Here is a 21951-nt window from a genome sequence, read left to right as displayed (position 1 = left end):
CCGCCACCCCTCCTCACCCCAGCCGAGTCCCGATGCGCCCATTCACCCGGGCCGCGTGGTCCCTGTCCGCTGCCGTATTGACGCCAGCGCTCTTGACACTGATCCCGCACACCATCGATGCCCAGACGGGCACCGCTTCCCGGCCAGGCACCGGCTCCACGCCGCGCGCCACAACACCCCGTTCAGCCAAGGTTCCGCAACTGGAGTCGGTCGATCCCGCCGTCTTCCGTGGCCTGTCCTATCGCCTGGTGGGTCACTCGCGCGGCGGTCGCGTGACGGCCGTAACCGGCGTGCCCTCCCAGCCACGAACGTTCTACATGGGTGTGGCCAGTGGCGGCCTGTGGCGCACCACCAACGGCGGAGAGAGCTGGGAGCCCATCTCCGACCACAAGATCCCCGTCGCGTCCATGGGGGCCATTGCGGTGGCCGACAGCGATCCCAACGTGATCTGGGTGGGCACCGGCTCTGACGGCGTCCGCTCCAATGTGTCCACGGGACGCGGCATGTATCGCAGCGGCGATGGCGGCAAGACCTGGGAGTTCCGCGGACTGTACAATGCCGGACAGGTGGGCGCGGTGCGCATTCACCCCAGCAATCCGGACATCGTGTGGGTGGCTGCCTACGGCGACATCTTCAAGCCGAACAACGAACGCGGGGTCTTCAAGACCACCGATGGCGGCAAGACCTGGAAGAAGACGCTCTACGTGAGCGACTCCACTGGCGCCATGGACGTGGAACTGCAGCCGGGCAATCCGGACGTGGTGTACGCCTGGATGAACCGCATCGAGCGCAAGCCATGGACCATCATCTCGGGCTCGCGTGAGGGCGGCTTCTACAAGAGCACGGACGGCGGCGAGACGTGGAAGCGCGTGCAGACCACGGGGCTGCCCAATGAGCTCATCGGCAAGGGCAACCTCGCCGTGACGGCCGCCAACCCGCAGCGTCTCTATGCGCTGGTGGAAGCGCTGCCCGGTGGTGGCCTTTATCGCAGCGAAAACGCGGGCGAGAGTTGGCAGCTGGTGAACAGCACGCCGGGTCTCATCACGCGCCCGTTCTACTACACCTCGCTCAACGCCGATCCGTCCAACGCGGACATCATCTACGGCGGTGCGGAAACGCTCTACAAGAGCACGGATGGTGGCAAGACCGTCACGCCGTTCCGCACGCCGCACGGTGACAATCACGATCTGTGGGTGAATCCGAAGGACGGCAACATCATGGTGCAGTCCAACGACGGCGGCGCCAATGTGTCGTTCGATGGTGGACGCACCTGGAGCTCGCAGGATGTGCAGCCCACGGCGGAGTTCTACGGCGTGTGGCTGGACAATGCCTTCCCGTACAACCTGTACATGGCGCAGCAGGACAACAGCACCTACATCGTGCCGAGTCTCAACGCGCCGTTCAACATGGACGCGGTGAAGACGGGGCCGGGCTGCGAGACAGGCCCCATCATTCCGCACCCGTCGGATCGCAACATCATTTACGGCAACTGCAAGGGTCAGTTCTACGTGCAGAACGTGGCCGCCGGGGTGACCAAGGCGTACTGGATTGGTGGACAGTCGCTGTACGGCAACGACGGCGGTGACCTCATCTACCGCATGCAGCGTACGACGCCCATGGCCACGTCGCCGCATGACCCCAAGGTGCTGTACTACGGCTCGCAGTATCTGCACCGCACGCGCAACAACGGCGTGACCTGGGAGAAGATCTCCCCCGACCTCACGGCCTTCCCCAAGTGCTGTCAGGGCGGCAGTGGTTCGCCCATCACGCGCGACGTGACCGGCGAAGAGTTCTACAGCACGCTCTACGCCATCTCGGAATCGCCGCTCGAGAAGGGGGTCATCTGGACCGGTGCCAACGACGGCCCCTACTCCGTGACGCGTGATGATGGCAAGACCTGGGCGCGTGTGACGCCCAAGGATCTGCCCGAGGGCGGGCGTGTGGCGTGGATCGATGCGTCGCCACACCGCAAGGGTTCGGCGTACTTCGCCACCTATCGCTATCTGCTCGGCGACTACCAGCCGTACATCTATCGCACCGACGACTACGGCAAGACCTGGAAGCGCCTCACCGATGGCAAGAACGGCATTCCGGCTGACGTGCCCACGCGTGTCGTGCGCGAAGATCCGGTGCGTGAAGGCTTGCTGTACGCGGGCACGGAGTTTGGTCTCTACATCTCCTTCGACAATGGCGCACACTGGCAGCCGTTCAACCTGAACATGCCCATCGTGCCCATCAACGACATCCGCGTGCACAACAACGACCTCGTCATCGCGACGCAGGGTCGTGCGGCGTGGATTCTCGACAACATCACCCCGCTGCAGCAGATCGGTGCGCGGACCGCGTCGGCGCCGGTCACGCTGTTCACGCCACGTGACGGCTATCGCACCAACGTGGGCCAGGCCATTCTCGGTCCCACCGTGGACTACTACCTGCCCACGGCACCGTCGGACACGGTGCGCATCGAGATTCTCAATGCGGCCGGTCAGCTGGTGAACAGCTACAAGAGTGGGGTGACGCCGCCGGCTCCGCCGCGTCGCCGCGCGGCAGACGAGGACGACCCGGAAGCGGCCATGATGGCCGGCCGTCCCGGCGCGGGCGCGGTGGCTGCGCCGACCCTCAATCTGGTCACGAAGAATGCGGGCATGAACCGCTTCGTCTGGGGCATGCAGCATCGCAACGGACTCGGCGCCCCGCCGGGCCAGTACACGCTGCGCCTTTCGGTGGGTGGGACGACGCAGACGGTCCCGCTGCGCGTGCGCATCGACCCGCGTCTCGCGGCTGATGGCACCACCGAAGCTGACTTGCAGGAACAGTTCGCGCACAACACCCGCATGCGCGACATGGTGGCCGAAGTGAATGCGGTGGTGGCACGGGTACGCGCCGCCGAGCAGCGTCTGCGTGGGGCGACCGGCGCCGCGGCTGATACCGCAGCCATGGTGAAGGTGGTGAGCGAGATCGTGAACACGCAGCCCATTCGGTACGGCAAGCCGGGTCTGCAGGCGCACATTTCGTACCTGGCCGGCATGACGGCGCGCGCCGATCAGAAGGTGGGCCGTGACGCGTTCGACCGGTACGCGGTACTGCGCAAGGAGCTGGACCAGGCCAAGGCCTTGCTGGACGCGGCGCTTGGCAGGGAACCGGCAGCCGGCACCCGGTGATATCATACGGGCGGCGCCGATCCGGTGCCGCCCGTTTTCACCCGTCCTCTACCCGTCTCATTCATGTCGATCACCCGTTCGCTCATTCGTGGCGCCGCGGCTCTCGCCGCTGTCACCGTGGTTTCCGTGGCCGCCGAGGCCCAGGGCGCGCAGCGGCAGGCGCCGGCCTCGCCGCGCGACTCGTTGTCGGTGTCCATTGCCGGCTCCGACATCAAGGTCAACTACGGCCGTCCGTCCAAGCGTGGCCGCGTGATTTTCGGCGGTCTCAATGACATGAAGTGGGGCATGGTATGGCGCACGGGCGCCAACCAGGCCACGCACTTCACCACCAGCAAGGCGCTGGACTTTGGTGGCAAGGTCGTACCGGCCGGCACCTACACGCTGTTCACCAAGCTCGAAGAGAGCGGCAAGTGGGAGCTGATCATCAACAAGCAGACGGGCCAGTGGGGCACGGCCTATGACAAGACGCAGGATCTGGTCAGCATCCCCATGAAGGTCACGAGCAACAACCCCGTGCAGGAAATGATGGAAATCACGGTCAAGCCAGCCGGCAAGGGCGGTGAGCTGGCGGTGCTGTGGGACAACTACAAGGCCGTGGCGGCGTTCACGGTCAAGTAATACGGTGTGAGGAGTCGACGGCGGCTTGCTTGCCGTTGACGTGAAACTCGAAACCCGAGCTCAAGACCCGAAACTGATCAGTTTCGAGGGTTGGGTTCGGGTTTCGCGTTGTGGGTAGTGAACTGGCCACTGACATCAGGAACTCAAGACTCGCTACCTGAACCCAGAACCCGAAACTGATCAGTTTCGAGTTGTGTGTTCAGGTTCCGGGTCTTGAGTTGTCGCCGGTCAATTATGCCCCGCCGCCCCCGCATCCCGATCACGCGGGTCCGCGGCGCCGAGCCGCGCGCCCGTCTTGCGGTCAATGGCAATTGAGTGCGCGGTGCCCTGCTGTCCGCCCACGCGGACCTCGTGCCCCATGGCGCGCAGCGCGTCGAGCGTGGCCGGCGCAAATCCGTCGCGTTCCACCGTGAGTCGGTCCGGCAACCACTGGTGATGCACACGCGGCGCGTTCACCGCCTGCTGCACCGGCATGTCGAAGGCGATGAGGTTGAGCACCACCTGCATGACGGTGTTGATGATGGTGCGGCCACCGGGACTGCCAACGACTGCCACCAACTGACCGTCACGGGCCACAATGGTGGGCGTCATGCTCGAGAGCATGCGCTTGCCCGGCGCCGCCACGTTGGGCGCGGTACCGATGAGGCCCGTGCTGTCGGTAAGCCCGGGCTTGCCGTTGAAGTCGCCCATCTCGTTGTTGAGCAGGAAGCCGGCGCCGTCCACCACCGCGCCGAGGCCGTAGCCCGCTTCGAGCGTGTACGTCACCGACACCGCCATGCCATCCTTGTCCACCACGCTGTAGTGCGTGGTCTCGTCGCTTTCGTAGCCCTGGCGCACGTCGGCGGGTGAAGACACCGAGGCCTTGTTGGCCGCAATGCCGGCGCGCAGCGTGGCTGCGTGCTCCTTGCTGGTGAGCTGCGCGACGGGAATGGCGTTGAAGTCCGGATCACCCAGATGCACCGCCCGATCACGGAACGCACGGCGCATGCTCTCGGCCAGCCAGTGCAGGTATTGCGGCGAATCAGGCTTCTGCGATTTGAGCGGCAGCCCCTCGAGAATGTTGAGCATCTCGATCATGGCCACACCGCCCGAGCTTGGCGGTGGCATGCTGATGATGTCGTAGCCCATGAACGTGCCACGCACCGGCTCACGTTCCGCGGCTTCATAGCGCGCCAGGTCTTCTTCGGTAATGAGCCCACCGTGCCGCTGCATTTCCGCGGCCAGCAACCGGGCGGTGGTGCCACGATAGAATCCATCGCGTCCTGCGTCGCGGATGCGGCCCAGCGTTTGACCCAGGTCGCGCAGCACCAGTCGCTCGCCCGCGGCATAGGGCGTGCCGTCCGGCTTGTAGTAGGCGGCCTTGGACGCTTCATACTGCCCCAGCTTGTTGCGCACGCCAGCCAGCGACGCCGCAAGCCCGGTCGGGACAACAAAGCCGGTGTCAGCCAGCACGGCCGACGGGGCAACCAGCCCGCGCCAGGCCATGCGGCCGTACTTGCGGTGCGCCAGCTCAAAGCCTGCCACAGTGCCCGGCACCCCCACGCTCACATGGCTGTTGTGATGCAGGCGGGCAGAATAGGCGCCGCTGCTGTCGGTGAACATGTGGGGGCGCGACGCGGCGGGCGCCCGCTCGCGGAAATCGATGGTGGTGGCCCGTCCGTCGGGGAAGCGCACGACCATGAACCCGCCGCCGCCAATGTTGCCGGCCGTGGGGTAGGTGACGGCCAGCGCAAAGCCGGTGGCAATGGCGGCGTCGATGGCGTTGCCACCAGCGGCCAGCACGTCGCGGCCCACCTGACTGGCGATGGCGCTGGCCGAGACCACCATGCCGGAACGGGCCTGGACGGCCTCGGTCGGCCGGGGCGCAGCCGGCGCGGCAGGCGCGGCCTGGGCGGCAAGGTGGCCGCTGTGCAGCAGGGTGGCGGCAAGGCCGGCCACCAGCACGGCGGGGCGCAGGACAGGGCCGGGACGCCAATGGCGGCCGGTCTGAAGCGAGCGGAGCAGGGGGAGTGGCATGGGATGGGTGAGGGCGGCTTGAACGGAGGGGGCTGGTGGGATTAGCTTTCTAGGCTGCCCGGAAACGGGCACCCGGGTGCATGCCGGAAGTGCCGGCACTGCGAGGAGCCCGGTGGGTGGCGGTGCCAGTACCGCGCGGCCAACCCCTGCCAAACTAACTGCCTGAGAGCATCCCATGGCCGTCAAGATCCGTCTCCGCCGCGAAGGCCGGAAGAAGACCCCGATGTACCGCATTGTCGTTGCCGACTCGCGCGCGCCGCGCGACGGCCGTTTCATCGAGATCCTCGGGCAGTACCAGCCGCGTGGTGGCGAGAACGCCATCAACCTCAAGGGCGACCGCGTGAACCACTGGTTGAACGTGGGCGCGCAGCCCACGGACACGGTGCGTTCGCTGCTCCGCCGCGCCGGCATCCTCAAGGCGCGTCACGAGGCCCGTCTTGCGGCCAAGCTGTCCGCCGCGGCCGTGGCCCTGCCGTCCGGCGAGGCCTGAGCTGGGCGAGTACATCATCGTCGGCCGGGTGCGTCGCGCGCATGGTGTGCGCGGCGCCTGGGCCGTCGAAAGCCTGAACGATGCGCCGGACGTGGTTTTCGCGTCCGGCGCCGTGCTTTTTGCGGGGGACCGCGAGGGCAATCTCGTGCAGCCCGACGGCCAGCCACAGGCGCTGCATGTGGAAGACGGACGGCCAATGAACAAGGAATGGCTCGTGCGCGTCCGCGAACTCAGCGATCGCGACGTGGCCGACAGTTGGCGCGGGCGTTATTTGCTGGCTGACGCCGACGTGCTGCCGCCGCTCGATGAGGGCGAGATCTACATCGGCGATCTGATCGGCATGCAGGTACATGTCGAGGGCCGCGGACCCGTGGGGCAGGTGCGCGACGTGTACGACGCACCGCAGGGCTACATTCTCGAGGTCGAAACCGCCACCGGTCGCCCGCTCGTGCCTTGGCACGATGACCTCGTGCGCGACATCGACGACGAGGCGCGCATCATCACCCTCGCGCCACTCGACGGTCTCTTCGACTGAGGGCGGCGCGACCACTGGTCGTACCGCCGGGTCCTGCCTGTCATGCTGACCATCAACATCGTCACCATCTTCCCCGAGTTCTTTCGCGGACCGCTGGGCCTGTCCATTCCGGCCCGCGCCGCTGAGGCGGGTGGTGTGCGCTACAACCTCGTGGACTTGCGTGATTTCGCGCACGACCGGCACCGCAGCGTGGACGACTACCCGTTTGGCGGTGGACCGGGCATGGTCATGCGACCGGGGCCGTTCTTCGAGGCTGTGGAATCGTTGGGCGCCACATCGCCCATTGTGTTGCTGTCGCCGCGCGGCCGTCGCTTCGCCCACGCCGATGCCATGCGTTTTGCCGAGGGCCGCGAGCTCACCTTGCTCTGCGGGCATTACAAGGACATCGACGAGCGCGTGGCCTCGCATCTCGCCACCGAGGAACTCTCGCTCGGCGACTTCGTGCTGAGTGGTGGGGAGCCCGCGGCACTGGCCATCGTGGATGCCACAGTGCGTTTGCTGCCGGGAGCCATGAGTGATCTCGACAGCGCGCGCACCGATTCGTTTTTCGATCGCGGCATCTCTGCGCCCAGCTATACGCGGCCGGCGGAATTCCGCGGGTATCATGTACCCGAAGTGTTGTTGGGTGGCGATCACGCCAAGGTGGCCAATTGGCGCGAAGCGGAAAGCCTGCGTCGCACACGCGAGGCCGAGGCGCGCGATCGTGCCGAATGGCAGGTCCGTGAAGCGCGCATCGCCGAACGCGAGGCTGCACTTGCGGTGATTGAGCAGGATGCAGCAAAGAAAGCGGCAGAAAAGGCGCGCCGCGCGGCGGCCAAGGCACGCAAGGCGGCACGAGAAGCACGGCGCAACGAACCGGGAGCCCCCACATGAGCGTACGCGTCCTCGTCACCGGTGGCACCTTCGACAAGGAATACGACGAACTCACGGGTCAGCTGCATTTCAACACGACCCATCTGCCGGAGATGCTGCGTCGTGGACGCTGCATGCTCGACGTGACGGTGGATGTGCTCATGATGATCGACTCGCTCGACATGAAGGACGCGCATCGGCAGCGCATCGTGCAGGCCTGCCGGGATGCCGCCGAGTCACGACTCGTCATTACGCACGGCACGGACACCATGGTGGACACGGCCCGGGTGCTCGAGGCGGCGTCGCTTGGCAAAACCATTGTGCTGACGGGGGCCATGGTGCCCTACGCCTTCGGCAGTTCTGATGGGCTGTTCAACCTCGGCAGCGCCCTGAGTTTCGTGCAGACCCTGCCGCCTGGCGTGTACCTGGCCATGAACGGCCGGTACTTCACGGCCGGCAACGTGACCAAGAATCGGCAGGTCGGGGTGTTCGAAGAGCAGGACGCTTCGGCGGGCGCTTCAGCGGGCGCTCCAGCCCCCGAGTAGCGCCAGCGCCGGGACCGCACTGGTCCCTGCGCGGTACGCGGTCCATCTTGCAGGCGGTCCCGGTGCGCCCGTAGCGGCCCACCCCCTCTCGCACTCCTTCGCACACCCGGCACTCTTCCGCATGGCCAAGATCAAGGTTGTGAACCCCGTCGTCGAGATGGACGGCGACGAGATGACGCGCATCATCTGGCAGTTCATCAAGGACAAGCTGATTCTGCCGTATCTCGACATCCAGCTCGACTACTACGATCTGGGCATCGAGCACCGCGACGCCACCAACGACCAGGTCACGATCGACTCGGCCGAAGCCACGAAGAAGCACGGTGTGGCGGTGAAGTGTGCCACCATCACGCCTGACGAAGCGCGCGTGAAGGAGTTCGGGCTCAAGAAGATGTGGAAGAGCCCCAACGGCACCATTCGCAACATCCTGGGCGGCGTGATCTTCCGCGAACCCATCATCATTTCGAACATTCCGCGCCTCGTGCCGCACTGGACCAAGCCCATTGTGGTGGGCCGTCATGCGCACGGTGATCAGTACAAGGCCACGGATTTCAAGGTAAACGGCCCGGGTACGGTGACCATTACCTACACGCCGGCTGACGGCAGCGAGCCCATGCAGTTCGAAGTCGCCAAGTTCGGACAGGACGGCGGCGTGGCCATGGGCATGTACAACTTCAACGACTCCATCCGCGACTTTGCGCGCGCCAGCTTCCGCTATGGGCTGCAGCGCAATTACCCGGTGTACCTGAGCACCAAGAACACCATCCTCAAGGCCTACGACGGCCAGTTCAAGGATCTGTTCGAAGAGGTGTTCAACGCCGAGTTCAAGGCGGACTTCGAGAAGGCCGGCATCACCTACGAGCACCGCCTCATCGACGACATGGTGGCCTCGGCTCTCAAGTGGGAAGGTGGCTACGTGTGGGCCTGCAAGAACTACGACGGCGACGTGCAGTCGGACATCGTGGCGCAGGGCTTTGGTTCACTTGGCCTCATGACCTCCGTGCTGCTCACGCCCGACGGCAAGACCATGGAAGCCGAGGCGGCCCACGGCACGGTCACGCGTCACTACCGCGAGCACCAGAAGGGCCGCCAGACGTCCACCAATCCCATCGCCAGCATCTTCGCGTGGACGCGTGGCCTCATGCATCGCGGCAAGCTCGATGGTACGCCCGACGTCGTGAAGTTTGCCGAGACGCTGGAGTCGGTGTGCATCGAGGCGGTTGAGGCGGGCGAGATGACGAAGGACCTCGCACTGCTCATCTCCAAGGACACGCCGTACCTCAACACGGAAGCCTTCCTCGACGCCATCGATCGGCGTCTCCAGGCCAAGATGGCTTGAGGCAGACCGTCGCATGACCCGAACGGCGGATGGTGCCTCGGCGGCGTCGTCCGCCGTTTCGCGTACGGGCCTGTGGCTCATCGTGGCGGCGGCCGTGCAGTGGGCCATGCTTGGCCCCATGGCGCGTGTGGCGTTTGCCGAAGGCGTGTCGGCGCTTACCGTGGCCTTCTGGCGGGCGACGCTCGGTGCGCTGTTGTTTGCCGCGCACGCAGCCTTTACGCAGGCGCCGGCGCTGCATCGCCGCGACCGTTGGCCCGCGGCGCTGCTGGGCGTGGCGGGCATGGCCGTGATGTACGTGACGTACTTCAAGAGTGTGCAGTACGGCGGCGCCGCGTTGGCGGCCATACTGCTCTATGCGGCGCCGGTGTGGGTAGCGCTTGGTGCGCACTTTCTGTTGCGTGAGCGCGTGAGTGTCAGCGAAGCCGGTGCGCTTGCGCTTACGCTCCTCGGCGTGGTGCTGGTTGCCTTGTCCGGTCGCAGCGCCTCGCCGGAGGCCGGACAATTTGCTGTGACCTGGCCGGTGCTGCTCTTTGGCACATTGTCCGGCTTGTCCTATGCAGGGTATTTCCTCATGGGACGACCACTGTTCGGGCGCAACGCGCCTTCGCGTGTGTTGGCCTGGGCTCTGGCGGCTGCGGCCGTGGTGCTGCTGCCCTTTGTGGAGTGGCGCATGCACAGCAACACCGCGTGGCTGGCGATCGGCTTTCTGGCTGTGGTGTGCACGTTCGGTGCGTATCTGTGCAACGCCACGGGTCTGCGCTCGGTGGCGGCGTCGCGCGCTGCCACGGTGGCCACCCTCGAGCCGGTACTGGCCGTCATGGCGGCCTGGCTGGTGTGGGGTGAGCGACTGGCGCCGCTTGGAATGTTCGGCGCGCTGCTCGTGGTAGCGGGGATTGTGCGATCAGCGCGACGCGCAGAGGTGCCGCAGCGCGACGTCGCCCAATGAGCCCTTGAAGGCGGGGCCAAAGCCCGGCTTGCCCACGACGCGGTGCATGCCCTGCTTCTTGAACGCCGCATCGTGGTAGTACCAGCTTTCCTTGGTGGCCACCGTCTGCTTGGCGCAATCGAACATGCTGAGCGTGCGTGACGCCACCAGATCGCCGTTGGCGTGCTTGAGCGGTGGCTGCAGTGCTACGCGCACGGCCGCCGTGACCACGGTGCCGCTGCGCGACACCGATGCCGTTTCCAGCATCACCGGTGTACCGACCGACGTCTTGCCAATCTCTTCGAGCGTGGCACGCGGGGCGGCCTGTGCAGACGCCCGTACGGCAAACGTGCCGCTCAACACCAGCGTCACGACGGCGAATCGTCGCCACATCAACGGCGTCTCCCTCAACAGCGTCTCCCTCAACAGCGTCTCCCTCAACGGCGTCTCCGGGCTGTGGAATCCGGGTAGAAATCAAACGGCAGGTGCATGACCTGCATGACGAAGCCGTTCTTTCGATAGGCGGGCTGAAACTGCTGTTCGCGCACGGCGCGGCGCACCGGCTCCACGAACAGGCGATCCGTGTAGGTGATGGCCGAGAACGTGTCCATGATGGCCTTGCCGTTGGTGTCCACCACGAACTCCGCAATCACGCGACCTCCGGTCATGGCGTCGAACAGTGAGTCGGGATACACGGGCTTGACGAGCATCCCCGAGTCGGGGAAGGCCACCCGGTCGACGTCGGTGTGCACAAACGCCTTCCCCTCGTCCATCAGCTTGGCAATGCGCTCGAGTGGTGTGGGCTCGTTCTTCTTGGCGCGCTTGGGCCGCGGTTCACCGCGTCGAGACCAGAGCACGATGGTGCCGCACGCTGAGCTCATGCGCTGATTGCCCATGAACTCCACGGGCACGGTGGCAGGGCCGCTGTACACCTCGATGCCTTCGAATGACCGCGGGTCGAAGGCGTCGAGATCGACCTCTCCGGCATACAGTGCCTGGCCGTCCAGCCACACCAGCGGCGCACAGCGGCTGTTGCGCACGCGGACGTAGTTCATCATGCCACGCGACTCGATGCGAATGCCGGGCAAGCCGCGCAGCAAGTCGGTCATGTTGGAGGCGTTGCGCCGATCGATCTCGGCCAACGTGAAGAACCGTCCGCCGGCGCCGGTCTGTTGTCGATGATAAAAACCGGCCATGGCGCCAGTCATGTCGCGCCGCCCGTTCACCTGGACGGCGGCCAGCGACTGCGGGAGGCGCCTCAGTGTCAGCGCGGGACGCGCTTCACCAGACGCCGGTATGGTGATGAGCACCGAATCCGGCCGGTAGCCAATACGCCGGCCCACCACCCACACCGGACCGGCGGGCAGCTTGGCGAAGGCGAACACGCCGGCTTCATCGCTGGTGGCGGCCGCCACGTTGCGCAGTGGGGCACTGAACCGCACCTGCGCGCCGCTCAGCGGGGTGCCCCCCTCGGAGTAGATCGTGCCACGCAGTGTGGTTTCGCCCTGCGCGTGCAGCAAGGCCGGAGACGCGACGGGCAACGTCGCGAGCGCGAGGGCCGTAGATACTGACATGACCGCAGCGCGCGGTCCGAGGGAGGTGCGCATGGTACCGCCAAGGGTGGGAGTCACCCCGCGCTGCTGACCGCTCAGCTTCCGGTCCGCGCGATGGTCGACCACTGTATCATGTGAGACCCCGCGGCTGGCGGCAAGGTTGCGCCACCCCTCCTTTCGTTGTTCACGCTTGACTCCGCCCGACATGACTCGCCTGTCTTCGCGCTCCCGTTTGCGCCGGCGTATGCAATTGCCGGTCACGACGCTGCTGTTGGTCCCCGCGACACTGCTGACCGCCACCACGAGTCTTGCGCAGCAGGGTACTGGGTCCTCCACCACGCGCCTGTTGCGTACGCCCAGCGTGAGCGCGCAGCACATCGCATTTGCCTACGCCAACAATGTGTGGGTGGTGGAGCGGACTGGTGGCAATGCGCGGCGGCTCACGAGTTTTCAGGGGCAGACGCAGAACCCCAAGCTGTCGCCCGACGGCAAACTGGTGGCCTTCAGTGCGGAGTATGCGGGTAACACGGACGTGTATGTCGTGCCGGTGGGTGGTGGACAGCCCACGCGACTGACCTGGCATCCCGGCAACGATGTCGTACAGGGTTGGACACCCGACGGCAAGGCGGTGGTGTTTGCCTCGCCGCGTGCCACCTGGGCGCCAAGTGGCGCGCCGCGCTTCTGGACGGTGCCGGTCGAGGGCGGCGTGGAAAGCCCGATGCCCATGCCGCGCGCCTATCAGGGCAAGGTGTCACCTGATGGGAAGCGCGTAGCCTATCGCATGGCCTCCTCGTGGGATGAAGAACGCCGCAATTATCGGGGTGGCCAGAACAAGCCCATCTGGATTCTCGATCTGCAGTCTTTCGCACTCGACACCACGCCGTTTGCCGGCAGCAAGGACATGGATCCGGTGTGGGTGGGCGAGTCCGTGTACTTCCTGTCGGACCGTGACGGCGTGTCCAACGTCTGGGTTTATGACACCCGCAGCAAGGCGCTGTCGCAGGTCACGCGTTTCACCGACTTCGACGTCAAGTCGCTCGACGCATCGGGTAACACGGTGGTGTTCGAGCAGGCGGGCTATGTGCATCTGTACGACGTGGCCAGCAAGCGGACGCAGGTGGTGAACATTGCCGCTGCCGGTGACTTCCCCTGGATGATGCCGCAGTGGAAGGACGTGTCGGGTCGCATCGCGTCCATGGCACTGTCGGCGACCGGCAAGCGCGCACTCGTGGAGGCACGCGGTGAGGTGTTCACGGTGCCTGGCGAAAAGGGCGATGTGCGCAATCTGAGTCAGAGCTCGGCGAGCGCCGAGATCGCGCCGCTGTGGTCGCCGGACGGACGCAGCGTGGCGTACTTCAGCGATGCGTCGGGTGAGTATCAACTGGTCATTGTGCCGCAGGACGGACTGGGGGCCCGCCGCAGTATTGCGTTGCCGGAGCCGAGCCGCCCGTACTCCCCGGCCTGGTCGCCTGACGGCAAGACCATTGCCTATCAGGACTCGCACTTTGCGTTGTGGCTGATTGACGTGGCCAGCGGCCGCGCGAAGAAGGCCGATCAGGATCCGTATTTCATGATGGATCGCAGCATTGTGCCGGTGTGGAGTCCGGACTCGCGCTATCTCGCCTATCCCAAGCGTCTCAAGTCGCTGTTCCGCGCGATCTTCGTGTACGATGTGGCGGCGGGCACGTCGCGTCAGATCACCGACGGCATGGCCGATGCCACGTCGCCGGCCTGGGATGCCGGTGGCAAGTACCTATGGTTCCTGGCCAGCACCAACTTCGCGCTCAATTCGAGCCTGCTGGACATGACCAAGTACGACCGACCGGAAACGAAGGCGTTGTACCTGGCGGTGCTTTCACGCAGTGAGGCCTCGCCGCTCATGCCGGAGAGTGATGAGGAAGCGGCCCGGGCGATGCGTGACAGCAGTGGTGCGGCGGCTGCGGCTCCAGCGGTCGTTGCGCCACCGGCGGCGTCAACGGCGGCTTCCGCGCCACGCGCGGTGACGGTGCGCATTGACTTCGACGGTCTGCAGCAGCGCGTACTGGCAGTGCCGGGCATCGTCGAACGGGATTATGGCGCACTGACGGCCGGGCCGTCAGGCACGGTGTTCTTCCTCGAGCCCACGCCGTCTACGGGTACAGCGGGCGGGCCGGGAGCGGGCGGTGGCAATACGCTGCATCGCTACCAGCTGAGCGCGCGACGCGCCGTACCGTTTGCGAGTGGCGTGGCGCAGTACACGGTGAGCGCCGATGGCAAACGACTGCTGTACCGCACCGGCGGCGCCAACGGGGCCATGTTCCTCGTCGATGCCGACAAGGCCGTGCCGCAGGCGGGCACGGGACGCCTCAGCGCCACGCTGCGTGCGTACATCGATCCGCGCGAGGAGTTCCGGCAGATCTTCAACGAAGGCTGGCGCAACCAGCGCAACAACTTCTATGTGAAGAATCTGCACGGTACCGACTGGCCGGCCATCAAGCGCATGTATGAGCCGCTGCTGGCGCATGTGAATCACCGCGCGGATCTCAACTACCTGCTCGACAACATGGGCGCGGAAACGGCCATCGGACACAGCTATGTGCGCGGTGGGGACATGCCCGAAGTCCCCAATGGCAACGGCGGCCTGCTCGGCGCCGACTTCAGCATCGAGAACGGCCGGTATCGCATTGCCCGCATCTACGATGGCGAGAGCTGGAACCCGGAGCTGCGCGCGCCCCTCGCGGTGCCGGGGCTCAATGTGGCGCGCGGCGACTATGTGCTGGCCATCAACGGGGTGGAGCTGCGCGCACCGGACAACATGTATCGCCTGCTCGATGGCACAGCCAACCGTCAGACGGTGCTGACCATCAACAATCGTCCCGACCTGCAGGGCGCGCGGCAGATCACCGTCGTGCCGGTTGGCAACGAGCAGGGGTTGCGCACGCGCGCCTGGGTGGAAGCCAATCGCCGCTACGTGGATTCCGTGTCCAACGGCAAGCTGGCCTATGTCTACCTGCCCAACACGGGCCAGCCGGGCTACACCAGCTTCAATCGCTATTACTTCGCGCAGCAGGATCGACTGGGCGTGGTGGTCGACGAGCGCTACAACGGTGGGGGCTCGGCGGCCGACTACATCGTGGATCTGTTGGGCCGCGACTACGACGGCTACTTCAACAACCCGGTCGGCGATCGCTATCCGTACACCAGTCCGGCCAACGGCATCTGGGGCCCCAAGGTCATGATCATCAACGAAATGGCCGGCTCGGGTGGTGACCTCATGCCATACATGTTCAAGCGCCGCAAGCTGGGTCCGCTGGTGGGTTCGCGCACCTGGGGCGGTCTCGTGGCCACCACGGATACGCCGCCCTTTGTGGACGGCGGTTCCATGATTGCGCCACGCTTCGGTTTCTTCTCGCGCGAGAATCAGTTCGCGGTGGAGAACGAAGGCGTCGCGCCCGACATCGACGTGGAGAATTTCCCGCGTGAGGTGATCGGTGGCCGTGATCCGCAGCTCGAGCGCGCCACGCAGGAAGCCATGCGATTGCTGCAGTCGTATCGCAACGAGCGTGTCAACACCGAGCCGACGGCGCCGGTGTGGGGCAAGCGGGGTCGGTGATGGCGAGCAAGGAGGAAAAGGGCGGCATCAACTACCGCATTCTCAATCGCAAGCTGCATCGGTGGGGCTCGGCGGCCGTGGCGCTGCCGTTCCTGCTGGTGCTCGTCACGGGACTGCTGCTCCAGGTCAAGAAACAGGTGACCTGGGTGCAGCCGGCGGAGATCCGCACGGAGAACAAGACGCCTCAGGTCACGATGGAGCAGGTCATTAGCGTGGCGAGGTCAGTGCCCGAGGCGAAGGTGGTGGATTGGTCGGACATCGATCGTCTTGATGTCCGACCGTCCAAGGGGCTGCTCAAAGTCATTACCAATTCGCGTTGGGAACTGCAGGTTGATCTCAAGACCGGCGCCTTGTTGCAGTCCACGTATCGTCGCTCGGATCTCATTGAGAGTCTGCACGATGGGTCGTGGTTTCACGACAACGTGAAGCTCTTTGTGTTTCTGCCGGTGGCGGTGATTGTGCTGGGGTTGTGGGGGACCGGCCTCTACCTGTTCGTCCTGCCGTATCTCACGAGACGGAGACGTGAGATGGCGGGGAGATAAGGTTAACCCGGTGGGCGCTCGTACTCGTTCTTGGGTAGAGCGAAGGCCTTCACCAGTTCGGGATCGCCTACCACACCGGTAACGCGCTGCGCCACGTATTCTCCCACCACCGGCCCGAACTTGAAGCCCTCGGCTTGCCCGACGCCGGCAATCCATGCGTTGCCGGTGCCGGGCACGTGGTCCACGATGAAGTTCTGATTGATGCTCGACTCGTAGTGACAGGCGCGTGTTTCGAGTAGCGGCGCATTGGCCAGCAGGGGGAAGCGCGCCTGCAGGAAACGTCGCGCCCCATCGACGCGATCCTGATTGGTCCAGCGAGAGCTGAGGTCGGGGTCCTGCAGCGTGGGATCGGGCGCCGATGGGGTGGATGCGGACGGCGCCGGCGCCGGTGTGCCCGCCGGTGGCGGAGGCGCGGCAATGGCGCCACGCACGCGGAAACCACGACTGTCCACCGGCAGCATGGGCCACCCGGTCACGCCTGGGAAGTTGTAGCTCGGCAGGTTGGGAAACGTGAAACGCGTGTCGCCCATGGGCACACCGAAGTACAGCGCGTGGCCAATGGGAATGCGCATGCGGTTCTCCATGTACGGAAACAGCTTGCGCAGCCAGGGGCCGCAGGCAAACACGTACGCATCACCGCGCAGCACCGTGCCGTTGTCGAGCACCACGCCATCCATCTGCCCATTCACGATGGGACCCGGCGTCACGCGACCAATCACGAGCTCCACACCCATCTTCTGCGCCGCACTGGCCACGGCCTGCGTGGCCGCGCGGCATCGCACCACGCCGGCATCGGGTTCATAGATGGCCACGCCAATGTCGTCGGCCTTGATCACGGGCCAGCGCTTGCGCGCCTCATCGCCGCTCAGCACTTCGTGGCGCACGTTGTTCTTGGTCCACAAGTCGATCGTGCGCGTAATGAATGGCTCGCGCGTGGCACGCATGATCACGTCGCCGGTTTCATGCCAGAACTGCGTGCGGAACACCGGCCCCCATTCCTTCTCGAACACCTTCCAACGCGCGATGGCCGTGCGCGCCCACGGTGTCCAGAGCTCGCCGGCGGCGCGGTCGCCGTAGGACGAGCGAATGCCGCGGGTTTCGTCGCCGGAGGTGGAGCGGGAATTGCCGGGTCCGTATTGGTCGACCAGCGTGACGCGCACTCCGCGCGCACGCAGATGATAGGCGGTCCATCCACCCCAGGCGCCGGCGCCAATCACCACCACATGCGTGGACGACGACGCGCCGCTGCGGCCGCCAGCGAGGCCGGGCGCGGGAGCTGCGGCAAAGGGAACGGGCGGCGCGCAGCCAACAGCCAGCAGTCCGGCGCCGGCGCCAGCCAGCTTGAGAAAATCACGCCGGGGCACCGTGCCATCGGGCACCGCAATGTCAGGGACGGTGTGCTCGCCGGGAACAGGCGGCAGGGCGGGGGACGTAGAGGAGGGGGTCGAATCCATCGCCCGAAAATGCCCGGCGGGACAGAGCGTCGCAATCGGGGTAGGACCAGATGCTTCAACAGACGCTTCAACAGACCTCGCCCGCGCGGCTTGCCAGCGAACCACGCCCCCAACACGTTCACTGCATATGCACCGAACCACGATCTTCCAGACCGTTTTGCTCACCGCCGTGGTGGCGGCGAGCGTGGCTGCCGGCACGCGCAGCACGGCGCAGGCTCCCGGCGCGCCGATTTCCCACTGGGCCTTGCAGCGGGGCCAGGATTCGCTGCCCAAGGTGTACACCGATTCGCAGGCCACCGCCGGTCAGGCCGTGTGGACCAAGACCTGCAGCGAGTGTCACGAGACCAGCGATGTCACAGGATCGGACTTCCGGACCAAGTGGGTGGGCCAGAATCTTTTTTCGCTGTACGAAACGATTCGCACCACGATGCCCGACGGTGATCCGGGTACGTTGCCGGTCGACGATTACGCCGCGACCGTGGCGTACATCCTCAAATTGAACGGCTTGCCCGCTGGCGAAGAGCGACTCACCACCGATTCCGTTGCACTGTCGGCGATCACCTTTCGTCTACCCGCTGGCAGTGGTGGCGCAAACAGCACGCGCTGAAGTCGCACGTCGCTATTGACAGTCTCGTTGCAGCGTCGTAGCGTCAGCCGCCGTACCTCATCAGTCATCTGATCGTGACATTCCCCCGCGCTGCCTCGTGCGCGCGACGCCGATAAGATGACGCGGTGCCAACTCATGTTCACTGCGAGTTGAGCGCACCACGGGTACCGATGCCCAGCATTTGTCGCATTGTGACGCCGCGCGCCTCCGGGTTGTTGCTCGGGATGGTGCGCGGCGCGCTGCGATGAAGCAGGCTCGCGTTCCACTTGTTGGTCTGCTTGTTGGTTTTCGCAGCATCCTGCCGTACCGTCCCACCACTCCCCACCCGCCTGTTGTCGCCGCGTTGTCACGCGCGCTGGCAATGGGTTCCCGCCCTACGGAATCCGCGCGCGACCCACCCGCGCCGACGGCATTCCTCTCCAACTCGTACATCCCGGGAGCGTCGCTCCCGTGCAAGACCATGACGATGTGCGCCCCCATCGCCGCGATGCTGCGGCGGCGGTCGCGCGCGCATTCGTCGTGCGCCGGTCACATCTGGGTGGCCGGCATGTGATCCTGAGCTGGGGAGTCACGAGATGCGATTGTTCGTACCTGCCGCGTTCACCCGTGGAGAGCGAGGCTGCTCACCACCGGCTGCCACACGTCCCAAAGGGATGCGTTGGAGCCTCCTGTCCACCCTGCTTGCGTTGGCGGCAAGTGTCGGGGTGACAGCACCCGCTTCACTCTCCGCGCAAGGCGCCGGGGGGACCGTGACCGGTCAGGTCACGGATGCGGCCACCGGTCAGCCCATTCAGCAGGCCCGCGTCCTCGTTGCCGGCACACAGAACGGCACCCTCACCGCTGAAAACGGCCGCTACACCCTGCGCGTTCCCAACCAGGGCCCGGTCAATCTCGAAATCAGCCGCATCGGCTACGAGGCGCAGAAGGTCACCGTCACCGTGGGCGCCACGCCCGTCGTGCAGGACGTCAAGCTCACGCAGGCCGCCTTCTCGCTGGCGGCCGTCGTCACCACAGTGACCGGTCAGCAGCGCAAGGTCGAACTCGCCAACGCTACCTCCACGGTGAACGTGGCCGAGAAGATCGCGGAGCTGCCGGTGGCCAACATGGGCGCGCTCATGTCGGGTCGTTCGTCCAGCGTGCAGGTCGTGCAGACGGGTGCCACGGGCACCGGCTCGCGTATCCGCATCCGCGGTCAGAACTCCTTCTCGCTGACCAACGATCCCATCGTCATCATCGACGGGGTGCGTGCCTCGGCGCAGACCAACAACGGTCTCGGCGTCGGTGGCTCGGGCCCGTCGCGTCTCGACGACATCAATCCCAACGAAATCGAGAACATCGAAATCGTGAAGGGGCCCTCGGCCGCCACGCTCTACGGCACGGAAGCGGCCAACGGCGTAATCGTCATCACCACCAAGCGCGGTAAGTCGGGCAAGACCACCTGGAACCTCGGGCTCGAAAACGGCCGTCTGGAAAACGTGGCCAGCTTCCCCGATCTCTGGACGCTCTGGGGCCGCACCACGGCCAATCCGAGCGTGTCCTCGCCTTGTCTGCTGACGGCGGTGGCCACGGGGGCCTGCACCAACATTGACTCGCTTTCGCGTGGCAATGTGCTCAACGACCCGGATCTGACGCCGATCACGACAGGTCAGCGCCAGCAGTACAACCTCCAGGTGTCGGGCGGCAACGACAAGGTGCAGTTCTTCGTCTCCGGGCAGTCGGAAGGGGAAAACGGCGTCTACAAGATGCCGAACAGCGAAGTGACGCGTCTCAAGGAGCAGCGCGGCGTGAGCCAGCTGCCCGGCGATATCATGCGTCCCAACGCGCTGGGCCGTAACAGCTTCCGCGCCAACGTGAACGCAGAGTTGCGCCCCAACCTGTTCATCCAGGCCTCCTCCGGTTTCGTGAACAGTTCGCTGCGCTTGCCGCAGAACGAAGACAACGGCAACGGCCTCATGGTGGCGGCTTTGGGAGGCCCGTGGCGCCAGGATCAGCGGGATGCTTTCGGCAATCCGCTGCGCGGCTATCGCGCCTTCATGATGGGTGACGTGCTGTCGCAGACCACCACGCTTGGCATCAACCGCTTCATCAACAGCCTCTCGGCGCAGTGGAACCCCACCTCGTGGCTCAACACCCGGGCCGCCCTGGGTTCAGACATCACCAACCGGGATGAGCTCTTCCTGTCCAAGGTCGGCGAAGGCCCTGCTTCCGGGGTCCGCCGTCAGGGTGAAATCCAGACGCTCAAGGGGCTGATCAACCAGCAGACGGCCGACTACGGCGCTACGGGCACGTTTCAGCTCACTGATTGGCTGAACAGCAAGACCTCGGTGGGTATGCAGTATGTCCGCCTGCTGCAGACCAACACCTCCGGCACGGGTATCGGCCTGCCGCCGGGCGGCACCATCGTGTCCACTGCCGCCACACGCTCCAGCACGCAATTCCTCGAAGAGCGTCGCACCTTGGGCTACTACGTGGAACAGCAGATGGCCATCCGCGATCGCCTGTTCCTTACCGGTGGTGTGCGTCGCGACGCGGCCAGCGCCTTCGGCGAGAACACGCGTGCGGTTTATTATCCCAAGTTCGGTGCTTCCTGGCTCATCTCCGATGAGTCCTTCTTTCCCGCGCAGGATTGGCTGAACAGTCTGCGTCTGCGTGGTACCTACGGCGCCTCGGGCCAGATTCCCGGCGCGACGGCGGCCGTGCGCTTCTTTGACGCCGTGCCGCTCACCTTGGCCAACGGCGATGCCCCCGGCGCCGAGCTCGGGTCCCTTGGCAACACCAACCTCAAGCCGGAGTACTCGGCGGAAACCGAGTTTGGCTTCGACCTCACCATGTTCTCGGGCAAGAGCAACATCGAGGTCACGCGTTACACCAAGTCCACCACCGACGCGCTCATCCAGCGTGAAATCGCGCCCTCGCTGTCCGGCCTCAATACCCAGCTGGTCAACATCGGCAACATCCGGAATGAGGGTCTCGAGCTCACGTACAATCAGCGGGTCATCGACAACGACAAGATCGGCCTGTCGTGGATGCTCACCGGCTCCACGCTCAAGAACGAGATGACCAAGCTGGGTGACGGGATCGCGCCCATCCCGTCCGGCAACCGCAACGTGCAGCGCAATCTGCCGGGCTACCCGCTGTATGGGCTTTGGGATCGCAACATCAATCCGGTGGATGCCAACAACGACGGCATCATCGTGGTGAGTGAGCTGGGCCTGGGAGACACGGCCGTCTACCAGGGCGCTACTTTCCCCACGCGCGAAGTGGCCTTTACACCCACGCTCGAGCTGCTCAACAAGAAGCTGCGTATCACCACACAGTTCGACAGCAAGTGGGGCCTGCTCAAGTTCAACAACACCCTGCGCCACCAGTGCCAGAACGGCATCACCTGCCGCGGCCGCTACGACCGCACCCTGTCGCTGCAGGATCAGGCCAATGCCCTGGCCACCTCGGTGGCCGTGTTTACCGGTCAGTTCGAGGATGGCTCGTTCACCCGCTGGCGTGAACTGTCGGTGGCGTATGAGATGCCGACGGCGTGGGCCAACAAGCTCCGCTCCTCGCGCTGGAGCATCGTGGTCACTGGCCGCAATCTCGCCGTGTGGACCGACTACACGGGCGTGGATCCGGAGGCGGCCCAGTCGAACAATGACGCGCGCGGAAACGAGGAGTTCTTCGCCACGCCGCCGGTCCGCACCATGACGCTCCGCATGAACTTCTCCTTCTGA

16 protein-coding genes are annotated in these 21951 nt (G+C 65.4%); 12 read left to right on the top strand and 4 right to left on the bottom strand.

The annotated features are described in order from the left end of the window. Positions 1-32: 32 nt before the first annotated feature. Together B2747_RS08855 and B2747_RS08850 are read left to right on the top strand one after the other, a co-directional pair. Positions 33-3161 (top strand): VPS10 domain-containing protein, encoded by a 3129-nt coding sequence (locus B2747_RS08855; RefSeq protein ID WP_291159283.1) that lies wholly within the window; start codon positions 33-35, stop codon positions 3159-3161. Positions 3162-3224: 63 nt separating this feature from the next. Beyond that, the gene (locus B2747_RS08850) at positions 3225-3779 is read left to right on the top strand and encodes a DUF2911 domain-containing protein (protein WP_291159280.1); all 555 of its coding nucleotides are present in this window, start codon (positions 3225-3227) and stop codon (positions 3777-3779) included. Between the two features lie 228 nt (positions 3780-4007). Here the strand turns inward: B2747_RS08850 and ggt are convergent, their stop codons facing one another. Then, a complete protein-coding gene (gene ggt / locus B2747_RS08845) occupies positions 4008-5795 on the bottom strand; it encodes a gamma-glutamyltransferase (RefSeq protein ID WP_291159277.1) in 1788 nt (595 codons plus the stop codon). A 175-nt stretch (positions 5796-5970) separates the two neighbouring features. Between ggt and rpsP the strand changes: the two genes are divergently transcribed. The 6 genes from rpsP (at position 5971) to B2747_RS08815 (ending at position 10502) form a co-directional block, all read left to right on the top strand. After that, on the top strand, positions 5971-6285 hold the full coding sequence (gene rpsP / locus B2747_RS08840; RefSeq protein ID WP_291159275.1) for a 30S ribosomal protein S16: 315 nt from the start codon (positions 5971-5973) through the stop codon (positions 6283-6285). Beyond that, positions 6233-6820, top strand: coding sequence for a ribosome maturation factor RimM (rimM, locus tag B2747_RS08835; protein ID WP_291159273.1), 588 nt, complete (start codon positions 6233-6235; stop codon positions 6818-6820). The genes rpsP and rimM overlap by 53 nt, the downstream gene beginning before the upstream one ends. A gap of 42 nt (positions 6821-6862) precedes the next feature. Beyond that, positions 6863-7693 (top strand): tRNA (guanosine(37)-N1)-methyltransferase TrmD, encoded by an 831-nt coding sequence (trmD, locus tag B2747_RS08830; protein ID WP_291159271.1) that lies wholly within the window; start codon positions 6863-6865, stop codon positions 7691-7693. After that, complete coding sequence (locus tag B2747_RS08825; RefSeq protein WP_291159268.1) at positions 7690-8217, top strand: asparaginase domain-containing protein; 528 nt, start codon at positions 7690-7692, stop codon at positions 8215-8217. The genes trmD and B2747_RS08825 overlap by 4 nt, the downstream gene beginning before the upstream one ends. A gap of 121 nt (positions 8218-8338) precedes the next feature. Continuing rightward, a complete protein-coding gene (locus B2747_RS08820; protein ID WP_291159265.1) occupies positions 8339-9556 on the top strand; it encodes an NADP-dependent isocitrate dehydrogenase in 1218 nt (405 codons plus the stop codon). A 13-nt stretch (positions 9557-9569) separates the two neighbouring features. Then, complete coding sequence (locus B2747_RS08815; protein ID WP_291159262.1) at positions 9570-10502, top strand: DMT family transporter; 933 nt, start codon at positions 9570-9572, stop codon at positions 10500-10502. On the opposite strand, the gene B2747_RS08810 is transcribed toward B2747_RS08815, so the two are convergent. Further along, the gene (locus B2747_RS08810; protein WP_291159259.1) at positions 10458-10874 is read right to left on the bottom strand and encodes a surface-adhesin E family protein; all 417 of its coding nucleotides are present in this window, start codon (positions 10872-10874) and stop codon (positions 10458-10460) included. The two genes, B2747_RS08815 and B2747_RS08810, sit on opposite strands and share 45 nt — an antisense overlap. Before the next feature lie 44 nt (positions 10875-10918). After that, positions 10919-12088, bottom strand: a complete 1170-nt coding sequence (locus B2747_RS08805; RefSeq protein WP_291159256.1) for a carboxypeptidase regulatory-like domain-containing protein — start codon at positions 12086-12088, stop codon at positions 10919-10921. A 151-nt stretch (positions 12089-12239) separates the two neighbouring features. On the opposite strand from B2747_RS08805, the gene B2747_RS08800 reads away from it, so the two are divergent. Both B2747_RS08800 and B2747_RS08795 read left to right on the top strand, forming a co-directional pair. Beyond that, entirely contained in the window at positions 12240-15626 is a 3387-nt protein-coding gene (locus B2747_RS08800; RefSeq protein WP_291159253.1) for a S41 family peptidase, read from the top strand. Further along, positions 15626-16168 (top strand): PepSY domain-containing protein, encoded by a 543-nt coding sequence (locus tag B2747_RS08795; RefSeq protein WP_291159251.1) that lies wholly within the window; start codon positions 15626-15628, stop codon positions 16166-16168. Before B2747_RS08800 ends, B2747_RS08795 begins: the two co-directional genes overlap by 1 nt. Positions 16169-16170: 2 nt before the next feature. On the opposite strand, the gene B2747_RS08790 is transcribed toward B2747_RS08795, so the two are convergent. Beyond that, positions 16171-17622: an NAD(P)/FAD-dependent oxidoreductase gene (locus tag B2747_RS08790; protein ID WP_291159249.1), complete on the bottom strand. Its 1452-nt coding sequence runs from the start codon at positions 17620-17622 to the stop codon at positions 16171-16173. A gap of 127 nt (positions 17623-17749) precedes the next feature. On the opposite strand from B2747_RS08790, the gene B2747_RS08785 reads away from it, so the two are divergent. Next, positions 17750-18229 carry a c-type cytochrome gene (locus B2747_RS08785; RefSeq protein WP_291159245.1) on the top strand — a complete coding sequence of 160 codons (480 nt, stop codon included), beginning with the start codon at positions 17750-17752 and terminating at the stop codon, positions 18227-18229. 653 nt (positions 18230-18882) lie between these two features. Then, the gene (locus B2747_RS08780) at positions 18883-21951 is read left to right on the top strand and encodes a SusC/RagA family TonB-linked outer membrane protein (RefSeq protein ID WP_291159242.1); all 3069 of its coding nucleotides are present in this window, start codon (positions 18883-18885) and stop codon (positions 21949-21951) included.

The sequence above is a fragment of the Gemmatimonas sp. UBA7669 genome, from assembly GCF_002483225.1.
Lineage (GTDB): Bacteria > Gemmatimonadota > Gemmatimonadetes > Gemmatimonadales > Gemmatimonadaceae > Gemmatimonas.
The sequence above is the reverse complement of the archived record's forward strand: the minus strand, read 5'-3'. Positions and strand labels throughout refer to the sequence as shown.